This is a genomic window from Tessaracoccus sp. SD287 (assembly GCF_017355265.1).
Taxonomy (GTDB): domain Bacteria; phylum Actinomycetota; class Actinomycetes; order Propionibacteriales; family Propionibacteriaceae; genus Aestuariimicrobium.
This window is the reverse complement of sequence record NZ_JADIJQ010000029.1, coordinates 26319-40895: the sequence shown is the minus strand read 5'-3', so window position 1 is coordinate 40895 and position 14577 is coordinate 26319. Positions and strand designations below refer to the sequence as shown.

The following is a 14577-nucleotide window of genomic DNA, read 5'->3' as shown; positions in this document are numbered from 1 at the left end:
GAGCGGCGTCCGCGGCGCGGCTGCCGGGGGTTCGGGTGTGGCCGGAGGCTCGGAGCTGGCCGAGTAATCCGGGATCACGGCGTGATCAGGGGCCACGGCGTGCTCGGAGGTCGCAGGCCAACCTTCGGGGTGGCTCCTCGTCCCGGGTGCGGGTGCAGACGAACCGGGCGCGGGCTCCAGCCCCCCGGGCCCGGACCACTTGGGCTCAGGCCGCCTCAGCTCGGGTGGTGCGGTCAATGCTTCCCCTCGGGGCCGGGCGGGGCGGACGAGCGGCCCACCCCTGGTCGATGGCGGTGGCGCTACCGATGGATCGGTGGACTCCCCTGCTGAGGACGCTGCCGTGGTGCGACCCGGCGAGGCAACCGTCCCCGATGCCGTGACGGCGGCGTCGCCGGTGGTTGGTTTCTGGGCGCCCGGTGCGTCGGTGGCCGCGCTGCCGGAGCCGGTGGCCCGGACAGGGACATCCCCTGTCGTGCGCCATGGTCCCCGCACTGGCCGGGGCATGACCAATTGCCCGCGCCCGATCCGGGAGCGCCACCTTGGTGGCTGGCCTCGACGTTCCAGTGGGTCGGGAGTCGCCGACTGTCCGGACAGGTGCTCCGCGGACGATCGGACCCCTTCCCCGTGGTGCGATCCGACCCTGGTGAGTCCACCGTTGCGGGCGGCGGCCGCGCGGACCCGGTCGGCCCACGCGGGTGGTGCGCCGGACAGGTCGAAGCCAGCCGGGTCGAAGCCAGCCGGGTCGAATCCGTCCGGGTCGACGACGCCCGGGGCCGGTTCCAGGGCCTCGGCCAGCGAGTGCAGCAGCCGCGAGAGACGGCTACGCCACCGGTGCCGCGGCACCGTCCAACTCCAGTCGGTCGTAGGCCAGGGTGAGCGACTCGATGGCCAGTTCGTTGCCCAGCGCGTCCAGGGGCGCACCATCCCATTCGCAGGGCCAGGCCGCGATCAGGTTCCAGCGCCGCACCTCGCGCGAGCCGGAGTCGTCCAGCATGGCGATGGACACGTTCTGGCGCTGGACGCGACCCTCGACGGCGGCGAACAGCCAGGTCAGCAGTTCGGTGGAGTCGGTCAGCCCGTAGCGCAGGGTGACCGGCTTGTACTCGACGCGGCCGGGCACTGAGCGCACCTCGGCGTGTTCCCCGCCGGCGCGGTAGAGGATGCGTTCGAGTTTGAAACCCAGCCCCTCCACCTTCACGAAGTGACCCTGGACGGTGCCGTTGATCTCGAACTTGAAGTTGTAGGCGCGGTAGGGGTCCTGGCGCACGCCCGGTTGTGCGGACATCTCATGCTCCCGGGGTCTGGTTGGTGGAGGTGTCGGCCGACTGCATCAACTGGAAGACGACGAACTCGGCCGGTTTGACCGGGGCGATGCCGATGATGGTGACGACCATGCCTGCGTCGCGCACTTCGGGCGGATTGGTCTCTTCGTCGCACTTGACGAAGAACGCCTCCTGCGGGGTGCGTCCGACCAGGGCACCGTCACGCCACACGTTCATCAGGAACGCGTTGATGTCGCGGCGCAGGGCTGCCCACAGGGGGTGGTGGTTGGGTTCGAAGACGGCCCAGCGGGTGCCGTCGAGCACCGACTCCTTGATCATGTTGGTCAGCCGCCGGACGTTGATGTAGCGGAACTCGCTGGACTCCGGAGCCAGGGTGCGTGCACCCCAGACCAGGATGCCCTCGCCGGGGAAGAAGCGGATGCAGTTGATGCCGGCCGGGTTCAGCAGTTCCTGGTCACCCTTGCTGACCCTGCTGACGAGGTCCAGGGCGCCGGCGATGTTGGTGTTCGCGGGTGCCTTGTGGACGCCCCGGCTGGCGTCGGTGCGGGCCCAGACCCCGGCCATGTGGCCCGAGGGCGGGGTAGTGATCCGCTGTCCGGAAATGGGGTCGACCACCACCAGCCACGGGTGGTACGCGGCGGTGTAGCCGTCCTCGGAGTTCTCCGGCCGGAAGCCTCGAGGCGGTGCCGCCGGTGGTGGCGCCCCGGGGGTGTCGCCGTCGCTGGTGGGTCGGACGGGCACCCCGGAGGTGCCGACCTCGAGCAGGCGACCGACGTCGTCGACCTCCTCGACCAGATCGAGGATCGCCATCCGGTCCTGGCGCAGGGGGTGCTGGCAGTGGGTCGTCAGCGCGTTGTAGTCGGCCGGGTCGGTGAAGCCGGGGGCAACCACGATGGAGACGTCGTCGATCGCCTCCAGCAGGGTGAGCCCGGTGGGGTGGGCGGCGGTGCCGGTCAGGGTGCCGTCCTGGCCGACATTGACCACGTAGGCGCGGCCGCCGCCATTGGCGAAGTACCCGTGGACGGCGGTGCTGAGGTGGGTCCCCTCCGTCGCTTCGCCGACGAAGATGCGGACGAACTGGCTCCAGTTGTCGATGGTCACCACGGTGTCCCGGGGGGCCTTGGTGTTGGGGGCGACGCCAATGAAGCCGGTGCCGTTGGTGCCGGCCTGACCGAACATCTGGGTGCCGCTGGGGACTTCCTGGACGTAGACGCCCGGGGCCCGATAGTTGACCATGAGCTAGCTCCCTTCGGGAGTGCTGGACGTCTCGATCGCGTGGGCGGAGGCGCCGCTGGCGGCGCCCGCAGGGACGCCGGGGGGACCGTCACGAGTGACGGTGGGGAGCACGTCGACGACAACGGTCTCGACGCGCGGGCCGGTCGGTTCGTCGATGCTGACGGTGACCGGAAGGGCGAGGTTCAGCCCGAGGGCGGGCGGTTCGGGTGCGGAGGCGATGGTCAGTCCGCGGGTCTCGGCCAGGACGAGGAGCCGTTCGAGGTGGTCAATGGCGTCAGGCCCTTGCGCGGTGACGGCCACGGTCAGTTCCAGGTCGAGCAGGGCACCAGCGCGACGGGATCGTCCGACCCGCCGCAGGGCGACCGGGGTGAGCAGCACCTCGGCATCGTCCTGGTCGGTGTCCCCGGCCTGCCCCGCCAGTCCGACCGCCACCGGGGCGAGGGCCTGCCGGATGGTGTCCAGCAGGTTCTCGAGGGCGCTACGGGCCGCGGGCATCGCTGCTCCGCAGCGCAGGTGACGAGGTCGAGCAGTTCATCGGGGCCGTCCTCGGGGAGGGGGATGATGTTGATGGTAACCCCGGCCCCGACGGACCGAAAACAGCTTTATGAAACTATTTCGGCTTCTCATAGGGAAGGCCGCGAATGCCCTGCCGCCGCCGCTCGCGGGACCCCTCCCCGAGAGAACACCAAAGAACCCCCCTCCCAACCGGGAAGGGGGTTCTGATTGTCTGTGGGCCTAACTGGACTTGAACCAGTGACCTCTGCCTTATCAGGGCAGCGCTCTAACCGACTGAGCTATAGGCCCGGGCTGGACGAATCAACGTCTGACCGCAAGAAAAGACTCTAGCGGAACTGCCGCCGAACGCCCAAATCTGTGGATCAGTCCTCGGCCAGGGTGACCTCGAGGCCGCCCAGCACGGTCGCTGACAGGTTGTACAGAAAGCTGAACAGCGTCGCCAGGGCGGTGAAGATCACCACGTCGGCAGCCGCGATCAGCGCCGTGAAACCAATCACCCGGTCGCCGGTGACGTAGCGGCCGAGGTCAAAGGTGCTGGCCGAGTTCGGGGTGGCCAACAGGTCGTTGACGGCCCGGTTGATCGACTCAAAGGTGCCCGAGGACTGCAGCACCGCCCACAGCACCCACACGGCGACGACCAGCAGGATGCCGAAGGCGATCGAGAACAGGAACGAGGTCTTCATCACCGACCACGGGTCGACCCGCGACAGCCGCAGTCGGGCCTTGCGGGTGCGGCGGGCGGGTGCGGCCGCGGCAGCCCCGGCCACCCTCGAGGAGGATGCCGAGGACGCGCTGGCTGCCGGCCTGGCCGACGGCGAGGGCTTCGGCTGGGTGATCCCGACCCCGGCATCGGCGGACTGCCCGCTGCGGTGCGTGGTCGGCGCCTGGGCGGGCGTTGCCTGGGACGAGGGTGCCCCGGTGGTGCCGGACGTGGCGGCCGCAGCGGTTCGCGCAGGACGGCCGCCGGCCGTGGGGGCGCTGAACCGACCGGTCGGCCCGGACTGCTCGGCACCCGCCGGGCGGTACAGGGTGCGGCTGGGCTCGTCTGCCGATGCCTGCCGCGAGAACGGCGAACTGGTGCGGTTGTCAGACCCGCGGGGGGTATCACTCACCGTCGGTCTCCTGTTCCTCGTCCTGGACGTCGGCCTCGGTCAGATCCTCGGCGTCACCGTCAGTGGTCGGGTCAACCGTACCCGCCTCGGTGGTGATCTCGGCGTCGCTCGCGTCGGTTTCGGTGACCTCGACGATCTCCTCCTCCTGGGCCTCGGGGTTCAGAGCGATCACCAGCACCTCGTCGCCCTCCTTGACCCGGACGAAGCGCACCCCCATGGTGGTGCGGCCCTTCGAGGGCACCTCGGCCACCGAGGAGCGGGTGATCTGGCCGGACTGGCGAATGGCGATGACCTCGTCCTTCTCGCTGACGACGAGGCCACCGACCAGGTGGCCGCGGTCCTCGTTCAGCTTCATCGCCTTGATGCCCAGGCCGCCGCGGTTCTGCTCGCGGTAATCACTGACGGGGCTGCGCTTGGCGTAGCCGTTGTCGGTGACGGTGAAGACGTAGCGGTCGTCCTCGGGCATCTCGGAATCGATGATGGCCATGCTCAGCAGTTCGTCGTCCTCGCGGAACTTCATGCCCGTCACCCCCGAGGTCGCCCGGCCCATCGGACGCAACTGCTCGTCGCTGGCGGTGAAGCGGATGGCCTGGCCCTTGCGCGAGATCAGCAGCACGTCGTCCTCGGGGCCGCAGACCCCGGCGCCGATCAGCTCGTCGTCCTCGTCGCGGAAGTTGATGGCGATCACGCCGGCCTGGCGCGGCGAGTCGTACAGCGACAGGGCGCTCTTCTTCACCAGCCCACGGCGGGTCGCCAGCAGCAGGTAGTCGGCCGCTTCGTAGTCGCGAATCGTCACCACCTGTGCGATCCGCTCCTCGGGCAGGAAGCTCAGCAACCCGGCGACGTGGCCGCCCTTGGCGTCACGACCGGCCTCGGGCAGCTGCCACACCTTGGTGCGGTAGACCCGTCCCATGGTGGTCAGGAACAGGATCCAGTGGTGGTTGGTGGTGGTGAACAGGTGCTGCACCTCGTCGTCGGCGCGCAGGGTGGCGCCGCGTACCCCCTTGCCGCCGCGCTTCTGCACCCGATACTGGTCGGTGCGGGTGCGCTTGGCGTAGCCGCCGTGGGTGATGGTGACGACCATGTCGAAGTCGGGGATGAAGTCCTCTTCGCTGACGTCACCGTCGGGGGCCACGATCTGGGTGCGACGCTCGTCGCCGTAGCGGTCGACGATCTCGGCGAGCTCGGTGCTGACGATGGACCGCTGCCGTTCGTCGCGGGCCAGGATGTCCTTGAAGTCGGCGATCTGCAGTTCGATCTCGGCGAGCCGGTCGACGATCTTCTGGCGTTCCAGCGCGGCCAGGCGGCGCAGCTGCATGTCGAGGATGGCGGTGGCCTGGTCGTCGTCGATCGACAGCAGGTCCTTGAGGCCCTCACGGGCGATCTCGGTGGTCCGCGAGGCACGGATCAGGGCGATCACCTCGTCGAGGGCGTCCAGTGCCAGCACCAGGCCGCGCCAGATGTGGGCCTGCTTCTCGGCCTCGCGCAGCCGGTAGGCGGTGCGACGACGGATGACCTCGAGCTGGTGGTCGATCCAGTGGCTGATGAACTGGTCCAGGCGCAGCGTGCGGGGCACCGAGTCGACCAGGGCCAGCATGTTGCAGCCAAAGGTGTCCTGCAGCTGGGTGTGCTTGTACAGGTTGTTCATCACCACCCGCGGCTGGGCGTCGCGCTTGAGCTGGATGACCAGACGCTGGCCGGTGCGCGCCGAGGTGTCGTCGCGCATCTCGGCGATGCCGCCGATCTTGCCGGCGTTGACCAGGTCGGCGATCTTGCGGGCCAGGTTGTCGGGGTTGCACATGTAGGGCAGCTCGGTGACGACCAGGTTGGTGCGCCCGTGGTCGTCCTCCTCGATGGTGATGACCGCGCGCATCGTGACCAGGCCGCGGCCGGTGCGGTAGGCGTCCTCGATGCCCTTGCGGCCGACGATCTGGGCGCCGCTGGGGAAGTCGGGCCCCTTGATCCGGGCCATCGCGGCTTCCAGCAGTTCCTCCACGGTCGCCTCGGGATGCTCCAGCGACCACTGGACGGCCTCGGCGACCTCACGCAGGTTGTGGGTGGGGATGTTGGTGGCCATGCCCACCGCGATACCGGTCGACCCGTTGACCAGCAGGTTCGGGAAGCGGGCCGGCAGCACCGTGGGCTCGAGCTCACGGTTGTCGTAGTTGGGCTGCATGTCGACGGTGTCCTGCTCGATGTCGCGCACCATCTCCATGGCCATCGGCGCCATCTTGCACTCGGTGTATCGCATCGCGGCCGCCGGGTCGTTGCCCGGCGATCCGAAGTTGCCCTGCCCGCTGATCAGCGGTGCGCGCATGACCCATGGCTGGGCCAGGCGCACCATGGTGTCGTAGATCGCGGAGTCACCGTGCGGGTGGTACAGACCCATCACCTCACCGACCACGCGCGAGCACTTGTTCCAGCCACGGTCGGGGCGGTAGCCACCGTCGTACATCGCGTACAGCACCCGGCGGTGCACCGGCTTCAGGCCGTCCCGCACGTCCGGCAGCGCTCGTCCGACGATCACCGACATGGCGTAGTCGAGGTAGCTGCTCTCGACCTCGGTGTTCAGGTCGATCTGCTGGATGCTGCCCTTCTGCGGGCGCACGATCTCGTCGATGGTCGACTCGGTCGGCCCTTCGACCTGGTTGTCGTCGTCTGCCATTGCTGTCCCTTCAGAACTGCGAACTGCGGAGCACCTGCGAGTCGCTGCGACCAAGGAGCAGCTTCAGACTCGTGCGGAGCACGGGGGGTTTGAGGGGGTCGCCCCCCTCAGGACTCAAATGTCGAGGAAGCGCACGTCGCGTGCGTTCTTCTGGATGAAGGCGCGACGTGACTCCACGTCCTCGCCCATCAGCACCGAGAACATCTCGTCGGCGCGGACCGCGTCGTCCAGGGTCACCTGCAGCAGGATCCTGTTGTCGGGGTCCATGGTGGTGTCCCACAGGTCCGAGGCGTCCATCTCGCCCAGACCCTTGTAGCGCTGGATCGGGTTGACCGTGGGCAGCTTCTTGCCGGAGGCGATGCCGTTGTCACGCATGGCGTCACGCTCGGCATCGTTGTAGGCCAACTCGTGGGGCGCATTGGTCCAGCGCAGCCGGAACAGCGGCGGCTGGGCCAGGTAGACGTGCCCGGCATCGATCAGCGGCTTCATGAACCGGAACAGCAGGGTCAGCAGCAGCGTGCGGATGTGGGAGCCGTCGACGTCGGCGTCAGCCATCAGCACGACCTTGTGGTAGCGCAGCTTGTCGATGTCGAAGTCCTCGTGGACGCCGGTGCCCAGCGCGTTGATGATGGCCTCGACCTCCTGGTTCTGCAGGATGCGGTCGATGCGCGCCTTCTCGACGTTCAGGATCTTGCCGCGGATCGGCAGGATGGCCTGGGTGCGCGGGTTGCGTCCACCCTTGGCCGAGCCACCGGCGGAGTCACCCTCGACGATGAAGACCTCGCACTCCTCGGGGTTGCGGCTGGAGCAGTCGGCCAGCTTGCCGGGGAGCCCGCCGCCGCCGAGCAGTCCCTTGCGGTTGCGGGCGATGTCGCGGGCCTTGCGGGCGGCGATCCGGGCAGCGGCCGCGGCCTGCGACTTGCGGACGATGTCCTTGCCCTCGTTGGGGTTGCGCTCGAACCAGTCGCCCAGGCGGTCGTTGACGACCCGCTGGACGAAGGAGCGGGCCTCGGTGTTGCCGAGCTTGGTCTTGGTCTGGCCCTCGAACTGGGGGTTGGCCAGCTTCACCGAGACGATCGCGGTCAGACCCTCACGGATGTCGTCACCCGAGACGCGGTCGTCACGCTTCTTGATCATTCCCCAGGTCTCGCCCCACTTGTTGACCGTGCTGGTCATGGCGGCGCGGAAGCCCTCGTCGTGGGTGCCGCCCTCCTGGGTGTTGATGGTGTTGGCGAAGGTGTGCACCGAGGGGGTGTAGGAACTGTTCCACTGCATCGCGACCTCGACACCCATGCCCTCTTCGGGGCGGTGTGCCTCGACGGCGATCACCGTGGGGTGCACCGGGTCCTTGGACGCATTGAGGTACTCGACGAAGTCGATCAGGCCACGGTCGTACTTGTAGTGCACCTCCTTGCGTTCCGACAGGCTGTCCTCGTCGGCGAACTCGTCCTTGCGGACGGGCACGGCGGTCGGCTCGGCGTCGTCGGCGGCGTCCGGGGACGCCTGGGCCTCGGTGCGACGGTCGAGCAGGCTGATGGCCAGGCCCTTGTTGAGGAAGGCCATCTCGCGGAAGCGGGTCGACAGGGTGTCGAAGTCAAAGGTGGTCGTCTCGAAGATGTCAGGACTGGGGTAGAAGGTGATCGTCGAGCCGGTCTCCTCCGTCGCCTCAAGCTGCTGCAATTCCCCGATGGGGGTGCCGAGGGCGAACTCCTGGCGCCAGTGGTAGCCGTCGCGGCGAATGTCGGCGAACAGCTGGTCGGACAGGGCATTGACCACCGACGACCCGACGCCGTGCAGACCACCCGAGACCTTGTAGCCGCCGTCGCCGAACTTGCCGCCGGCGTGCAGCACCGTGAGCACCAGGGTCAGGGTGGGGATCTTCTCGACGGGGTGCATCTTGACCGGAATGCCGCGACCGTTGTCGGCCACCCGCACCCCGCCCCGGTCGAGCAGTTCGACGGTGATGGTGTCGCAGTAGCCGGCCAGCGCCTCGTCGACGGCATTGTCGACGATCTCGTAGACCAGGTGGTGCAGGCCGCGGGCGCCGGTCGAACCGATGTACATGCCGGGGCGCTTGCGCACCGCCTCGAGACCCTCGAGGACGGTGATGTTGCCGGCGTCGTAGCTTCCCGCGTCAACGCGGTGGTCCCCCGACCCGGCGAGGTCGTTGCCGGCAGCGTCGTCGAGAATGGGGTCGTTCAGTCCCTCGGGGAGGGAGTTGTCGGCGTCGCTCAAGAGAACGGGTCTCCTCATCAGGTTCGTGGTGCGCTGTGGCCAGCGTCCCAACTCTACCAACATTGCTGGCTGGACGCCCATGTGGCGGGTGCTCCCCGGTGACCTTTTCGCACCAATCGCGAAATTTCGGCCCGCCAAGGCCCGCAACGGGTCAACCGGTGGGAGGACACTGACGCGGGGGTTGAATCGTTTGCGGCGGGAAATCGTTGGGGCGGTCCTGCTGCTGGCTAGGATGCCGGGGTGAGCAACCAGCTACCGCCGGGCCCGCCGCCGGCCCCGGTGTGGGTCGATCCGCGTCCATTGGACAGCGACTGGGACCCGCCGAAGTGGCACGACCGGTTCCGTCCGGGCACCAAGCTGGCGGCCGTCCTCACCGCCCTGGCGGTCCTCGCCGGTCTGACGTGGGTGGCCGGCGGGCTGCGGCCGCAGGCAACGGTCACCGCCGTCGACTGGCGCACCCCGGCGGTCACGGGCCCCGTCGAGATCACCGTCCTGCGGGCGATCTACCAGCCGGGCACCGAGTACTCCGAACCCGAGATCATCGTCGAGGCCCTGTGCCGACTGGTCGTCGACAGTGCCACCCGGGTGCAGAGCAGCGACGTGCGCAGTGGCGTCGGCATGACCTTTGGTGGCCTGGTGGTGGCCCAGGCCGAGCGGTACGTGAAGTTCGGTCCCAACACCAGCAGCGCCACCGCGCGCGACGAGCTGTCACCGGGCGTCGAGCCCACCCCGTGCATCATCAAGGGCGACCTGCCCCCGAACCAGGGCCCGGCGCCCTTCGTCCAGCTGCTGGTCCTCAACCAGAAGTGGACCAACCAGGGCTTCGCCTCCGGCGAGTCGGAGCAGTGGGTGGTGGTCCGGGGAGGGGTCTCGATGAAGGTGCCGGTCACCGTCCTGCCCGAGGACTGAGCCGGGTCGCCGCGCCTCGCCAGGTGCAACGGCACGGTGCTCCTGCAGGGCTTGAAGCCGTGCACCTGCTGCTAACTACTGCAACTGCGCAGGTTTTCTACTGCCGCTGCGCAGGTGTTGTTCAGTCGTCCTCAGGCAGGACGGCGGTCAGTTGGAGCGTTCGGGCAGGGCCAGAGCAGGGTTGTGCACCAGCTGCATGTAGTGCACGGTCACCCCGACCAGTTCCGGCAGCAGTGCCTCGGGCACCAGGTAGGTCATCCAGTAGGTCGTCACCGCATCGCTGTTGCTGCAGTAGGGGTACTGGTCGGGCAGCGAGAGGGAATCGGTGGTCCACTTCATCCGATCGGGGCCGACCAGGTCGAAACCGCAGGTGGAGTCCTCGGCCAGGTTGGCCCGCTCCATCTTGACCAGCAGGTAGACCGCGCCGTCGGGGGCGGTGTGGGCATCGCTCGAGCCTCGCTCGATGCGCTTGTGCACCTCGGTGGCCAGCACCTTGTACGTGGTGCCCGTGCGGGAATCGGTCCAGGACTCGCCGACCGGGACCACGTGGTTGACGTAGGCATCCATCCGGACATGGGTGAACACTCCCCAGCCAATGCCCCAGACCAGCACCATCAGCACGGCCAGGCCGAATCCGAGCCAGGGTCGGGCCCGTGGCGAGAGCCGGGCGCGACTCATCGGACCACCTCCAGGGTGTCGTCGAGCCAGGCGACCCGCTTGTAGGCCGAGTTCTCCCAGATCTGGTCGACGTTGCGCGGGGTGACGCCCAACGACATCACCATCTCGGGCTCGCGGTAGACGATCACCCCGGTGGGCACGCAGGCGACGCTGGCGCCGACCAGGTTCTCGCGGGTGACCTCGAAGATGACGGTGCCGGTGCTGCGGAAGCCGGGCTTGGGGAAGCTGAGGTTGTCCTCGGCCAACGACTCGACGACGGCGTCACCGGCGATCCGCAGGAAGCAGCGCATGCCGATGATCTCGCTCTCACGCGGGGTCGTGAACTGGAAGCGGATGCTGAGCAGGCGTTCGGGTGACATCAGTGAACTGGCGCCGCTGGGCTGCACGGCGAACTGGCCGAAGCTCAGGTCGAGCGGGGTGATGGTCTGCCCGTTGTCCAGGTCCAGTTCCTGACCGAGTTCCGCGACCTTCTGGAAGTCCTCGATGGCGCTGTCGCGGAACTGGCCCAAAAGGCCGGCGGCGATCACCGACAGCACCAGCACGATGGTGGTGGGAAGGCTGAACTTCATCGCGGGAGCGCCCCCGTCAACTGTCCGCGGTGCTCCGGCCGCACCGTCGACGGGTCGGCGGAGTCCCGGAAGTGGGTGAGCACCCGACGGAAGGCGACCGCCAACAGCGCCAACCGGAGGGTCTCGCCGAAGGGCTGGGTCAGGCCGGTGATCAGGTCGTCCCAGGCCACCCAGAAGGTGGCGACCCGACCCCCGAAGATCTCCAGGACGGTGTCCTTGAACGCGCGGGCGACCACGGTGACCAGTGAGTAGATGAACACGTAGGCGGCCAGGAACAGCACCCCGCCGCGCAACACCAGGCGCACCGACTGGAAGGTGGGCAGGTACTTGTCGTTCAGGTCACCGAACAGTGCCTCCTGCACCTCGATGGCGACCGAGCGCCCCCTGGTGCCGGGCCGGGCACGGCGGCGTCCGCGCTTGTCGAGCACCACGTCGGACTGAGCGTCCAGGTGCGCGCTCAACGGTTCCCCCTTGCGCCACATCTCGGCGAAGCTGAGCACGTGGGAGCCGTAGACCAGGGCGGCCACGGCCAGCCACATCACTGGCTGGACGAAGGCGTGGGTGAAGACCGGCCACAGCCATTCGACCAGGCCGACGACCCAGTCGGCCACCCCGGGCAGCACGTCGCTGATCCGTCCCAGCGACGTCCTGAACCCCTGCCAGACCTCGACCCCCCAGCCGTAGACGCGGGTCGAGCGCAGCCGCCACAGCCAACTGCTGATGAACGAGGTGCCCAGGAAGACCAGCAGCAGCAGGAAGAACGCCTCGATCAGGGCGGCCACCAACCCGAGGGGACGGAAGTTGCTCTTCTCGTGGGCCAAGTCGACCAGGCGGCGCACGATGTAGGCGCCGATGATGATGAGGACCGTGCGTCGGACCTCCTCGGGGGTGTCCGGGCTGAGGCTGTCCAGGATCCCGCCGCTGAACAGGCCATTGAGGACGATTTCGTAGGCGATCACCAGGCTGGCGATCTCCTCGATGTAGTCGAAGGCCGCGTAGATGCCCAGAAATGGCAGCAGCGTGATGGCGACCAGTCGGGTCACCGACTCATCGCGGTCGTCCGGCTGGGCACCGGGTGGAAGTTCGTTCTTGATGCCCAGGTCGCGTCCCATGATCTGCAGGCTGATGATCATCGCGCTGAGCGTGAAGACCAGTCCGAGGGCGAGCAGACCCAGCGCCAGCCACGGGTGCTCCTCGGTCTGCGAGGCGGCCACGACCATGGTGACCTGGCTCAGCACGAAGCAGGCCATGGTGATGCCGACCACCTTGGGCAGCACCCGCCACCACAGGGCGACGGCCTCGTGCCCCATGGTCCAGACGTGGTCCCACCAGATGCGCAGCTGGTTCACGGCTCAACCATAGGTGTCCCGGGGTCCCCGACCGTCGCGGACGCTGCGGATGCCGTGCTTCCAGCTCGGCGCCTGGGGGCCGAGCACGACGACGCGTTTGACCGAGCCGTTGCCGAGCTGGCGGTTGAGCTCGGCGACCAGGTTGGGTGCCAGGGCGCGCAGGGACGAGGCCCAGGTGGTGGACTCGGTCCTGATGGTGAGCACCCCGTCCTGGAACCCCTCGGGCACCGAGTGCGCCGCGTTGGTGGGACCGACCAGCGCGGACCACTGCACCAGCAGTGAGCGGACGTTGACCTGGGTGGTCCATCCCCGTCGGCGGATGACCTCGCCCAGCACCGACTCCACCGACTGGGGGTCGCGGTCGTCGGGGCGGGCCCCCGAGAAAGTGATGCCGGTGACGCGGCTGGTGCGTCGCCGGACCGGGCCGGTGCGGACCCCCCGCGGTGGCGGCAGGTTCACTCCCCCGCCGCTGCCGCGGGTCTGGTGGGCCACCGAGGTGGCCAGGTCGATGCCGGTGGGGTCATGCTCGGCCAGCAGTTCCTGGTCCAATGCCTCCTGGGCGGCCGCCACCTCCGGATCGATCTGCGCCGTGTCGGGGTCATCCACCGGGTCGGAGTTTTCCACAGGCTCGTGCAGCCAGGAACCGGGTGGGGGCGTCATGGCGTCGCCCCCGCCCCGCTCGACACGCTCGCCGACGCGCCCGGTGAGACGTTTTGCAACGGCGTTGTCCCCTCGTTGTCCACAACACCTGTGGACAACTCGCCGGCGGCAGGGTCGGCAGGGTCGGCCACCACCCGCCGGTCGGCCACCAGGAATCGTCGTCCGACCAGCCTTTCGGGGACGTCGGCGCCGACGGCGGCGGTGATCAGCACCTGTTCGGCCTGCAGGATGGCCCCGGCCAGTCGGTCGCGGCGGGTGGCGTCCAGCTCGGCAAAGACGTCGTCCAGGATCAGCACCGGCTCGACGCCGTCGGCACGCACCAGGTGGAAGGCACCCAGCTTCAGCGACAAGGCCAGCGACCAGCACTCGCCGTGGCTGGCGTACCCCTTGGCGGGCAGTTCACCGATGCTGAACACGATCTCGTCGCGATGGGGCCCGACCAGACTGACGCCACGCACCAGTTCGTCCTTGCGTCGCTCGACCAGGGCGGCCCGCAGCCGGCCGGTCAGGTCGTCGCGGGTGAGTGGCTCGCCCTCGACCGCCGCCGCCACGTCGATGCTGGTGCGGTAGCTGGCCTGGACGCTGTTGTTGGCCGGTGCGATGTCGGAGTAGGCCAGCGTGGTGTGCGGCAACAATTCGGTCAGGGTGTCGAGCCGGGCCAGCAGCAGTTCGGCGCCCACCTGGCTGAGCTGCTCGTCGAAGACCTCCAGGGTGAACATGGCATCCTCGTCCTGGGCGCGAGCACCGCGCTGGGCCAGCTGCTTGAGCAGGTGGTTGCGTTGCTTGAGGATGCGGTCGTAATCGGCCTTGACCCCGGCCATCCGGGGCCAGCGGGTGACCACCACGGTGTCAATGAACCGGCGCCGGTCGGACGGGTCGCCCTTGACGATGGCCAGGTCCTCGGGGGAGAAGACGACGGTGCGCAGCACCCCCAGCAGGTCACGGGCCCGGGGCTGGGGTCCCTTGTTGATGCGTGCGCGGTTCGCCCGGCCAGGGTTGATCTCCAGCTCGAGCAGCAGCGATCGGGTGTCCTCGCGACTGGCCCGGACCCGGGCGCGGGCGACGGCCTGCTCGGCGCCGGCTCGCACCAGCGGGGCGTCATTGCTGACCCGGTGCGACGAGAGCGTCGACAGGTACTCCACGGCCTCGACCAGATTCGTCTTGCCCTGGCCGTTCTGGCCGATGAACAGGTTCACCCCGGGCAGCATCGCGACCTCCGCGCTGCGATAGCAGCGGAAGTCGACCAGGCTGAGGTGCTCTACGTACACGTGCGCACCTTAGCCGAACCGCCCCAGCCAGCACCTGCAGCGGTTCGGGTCAGCTGCACGGCTTCAAACGCTGCAACAGGACGCAGCTGTTGCAGGT

12 protein-coding genes and 1 tRNA gene are annotated in these 14577 nt (G+C 68.6%); 1 reads left to right on the top strand and 12 read right to left on the bottom strand.

All coding sequences use genetic code 11. The annotated features are described in order from the left end of the window. Nucleotides 1-820: 820 nt before the first annotated feature. The 7 genes from IPV09_RS11350 to gyrB all read right to left on the bottom strand — a co-directional run bounded on the left by IPV09_RS11350 (nucleotide 821) and on the right by gyrB (nucleotide 9002). Nucleotides 821-1285 carry a phage tail protein gene (locus tag IPV09_RS11350; protein ID WP_207475361.1) on the bottom strand — a complete coding sequence of 155 codons (465 nt, stop codon included), beginning with the start codon at nucleotides 1283-1285 and terminating at the stop codon, nucleotides 821-823. A 1-nt stretch (nucleotide 1286) separates the two neighbouring features. Then, complete coding sequence (locus IPV09_RS11345; protein ID WP_207475360.1) at nucleotides 1287-2519, bottom strand: phage tail sheath C-terminal domain-containing protein; 1233 nt, start codon at nucleotides 2517-2519, stop codon at nucleotides 1287-1289. A gap of 3 nt (nucleotides 2520-2522) precedes the next feature. Further along, nucleotides 2523-3014 carry a hypothetical protein gene (locus IPV09_RS11340; RefSeq protein ID WP_207475359.1) on the bottom strand — a complete coding sequence of 164 codons (492 nt, stop codon included), beginning with the start codon at nucleotides 3012-3014 and terminating at the stop codon, nucleotides 2523-2525. Nucleotides 3015-3249: 235 nt separating this feature from the next. Then, nucleotides 3250-3323: transfer RNA gene (locus IPV09_RS11335), tRNA-Ile, on the bottom strand. Between the two features lie 74 nt (nucleotides 3324-3397). Then, a complete protein-coding gene (locus IPV09_RS14695) occupies nucleotides 3398-4147 on the bottom strand; it encodes a DUF3566 domain-containing protein (protein ID WP_370590300.1) in 750 nt (249 codons plus the stop codon). Next, nucleotides 4140-6812 (bottom strand): DNA gyrase subunit A, encoded by a 2673-nt coding sequence (gene gyrA / locus IPV09_RS11325; RefSeq protein WP_207475358.1) that lies wholly within the window; start codon nucleotides 6810-6812, stop codon nucleotides 4140-4142. The genes IPV09_RS14695 and gyrA overlap by 8 nt, the downstream gene beginning before the upstream one ends. Nucleotides 6813-6926: 114 nt before the next feature. Next, the gene (gyrB, locus tag IPV09_RS11320; protein ID WP_370590302.1) at nucleotides 6927-9002 is read right to left on the bottom strand and encodes a DNA topoisomerase (ATP-hydrolyzing) subunit B; all 2076 of its coding nucleotides are present in this window, start codon (nucleotides 9000-9002) and stop codon (nucleotides 6927-6929) included. Nucleotides 9003-9287: 285 nt separating this feature from the next. On the opposite strand from gyrB, the gene IPV09_RS11315 reads away from it, so the two are divergent. Further along, complete coding sequence (locus tag IPV09_RS11315) at nucleotides 9288-9956, top strand: hypothetical protein (RefSeq protein WP_207475356.1); 669 nt, start codon at nucleotides 9288-9290, stop codon at nucleotides 9954-9956. 147 nt (nucleotides 9957-10103) lie between these two features. Here IPV09_RS11315 and IPV09_RS11310 read toward each other — a convergent pair whose 3' ends face one another. The 5 genes from IPV09_RS11310 to recF are packed head-to-tail and all read right to left on the bottom strand — an operon-like array spanning nucleotide 10104 to nucleotide 14480. Continuing rightward, nucleotides 10104-10634 carry a hypothetical protein gene (locus tag IPV09_RS11310; protein WP_207475355.1) on the bottom strand — a complete coding sequence of 177 codons (531 nt, stop codon included), beginning with the start codon at nucleotides 10632-10634 and terminating at the stop codon, nucleotides 10104-10106. Further along, nucleotides 10631-11203 (bottom strand): hypothetical protein, encoded by a 573-nt coding sequence (locus IPV09_RS11305; protein WP_207475354.1) that lies wholly within the window; start codon nucleotides 11201-11203, stop codon nucleotides 10631-10633. The genes IPV09_RS11310 and IPV09_RS11305 overlap by 4 nt, the downstream gene beginning before the upstream one ends. Then, a complete protein-coding gene (locus IPV09_RS11300) occupies nucleotides 11200-12552 on the bottom strand; it encodes a hypothetical protein (RefSeq protein ID WP_207475353.1) in 1353 nt (450 codons plus the stop codon). Before IPV09_RS11300 ends, IPV09_RS11305 begins: the two co-directional genes overlap by 4 nt. A gap of 3 nt (nucleotides 12553-12555) precedes the next feature. After that, nucleotides 12556-13158, bottom strand: coding sequence for a DUF721 domain-containing protein (locus IPV09_RS11295; protein WP_370590299.1), 603 nt, complete (start codon nucleotides 13156-13158; stop codon nucleotides 12556-12558). A gap of 50 nt (nucleotides 13159-13208) precedes the next feature. Beyond that, the gene (gene recF / locus IPV09_RS11290; protein WP_207475351.1) at nucleotides 13209-14480 is read right to left on the bottom strand and encodes a DNA replication/repair protein RecF; all 1272 of its coding nucleotides are present in this window, start codon (nucleotides 14478-14480) and stop codon (nucleotides 13209-13211) included. Nucleotides 14481-14577: the final 97 nt, after the last annotated feature.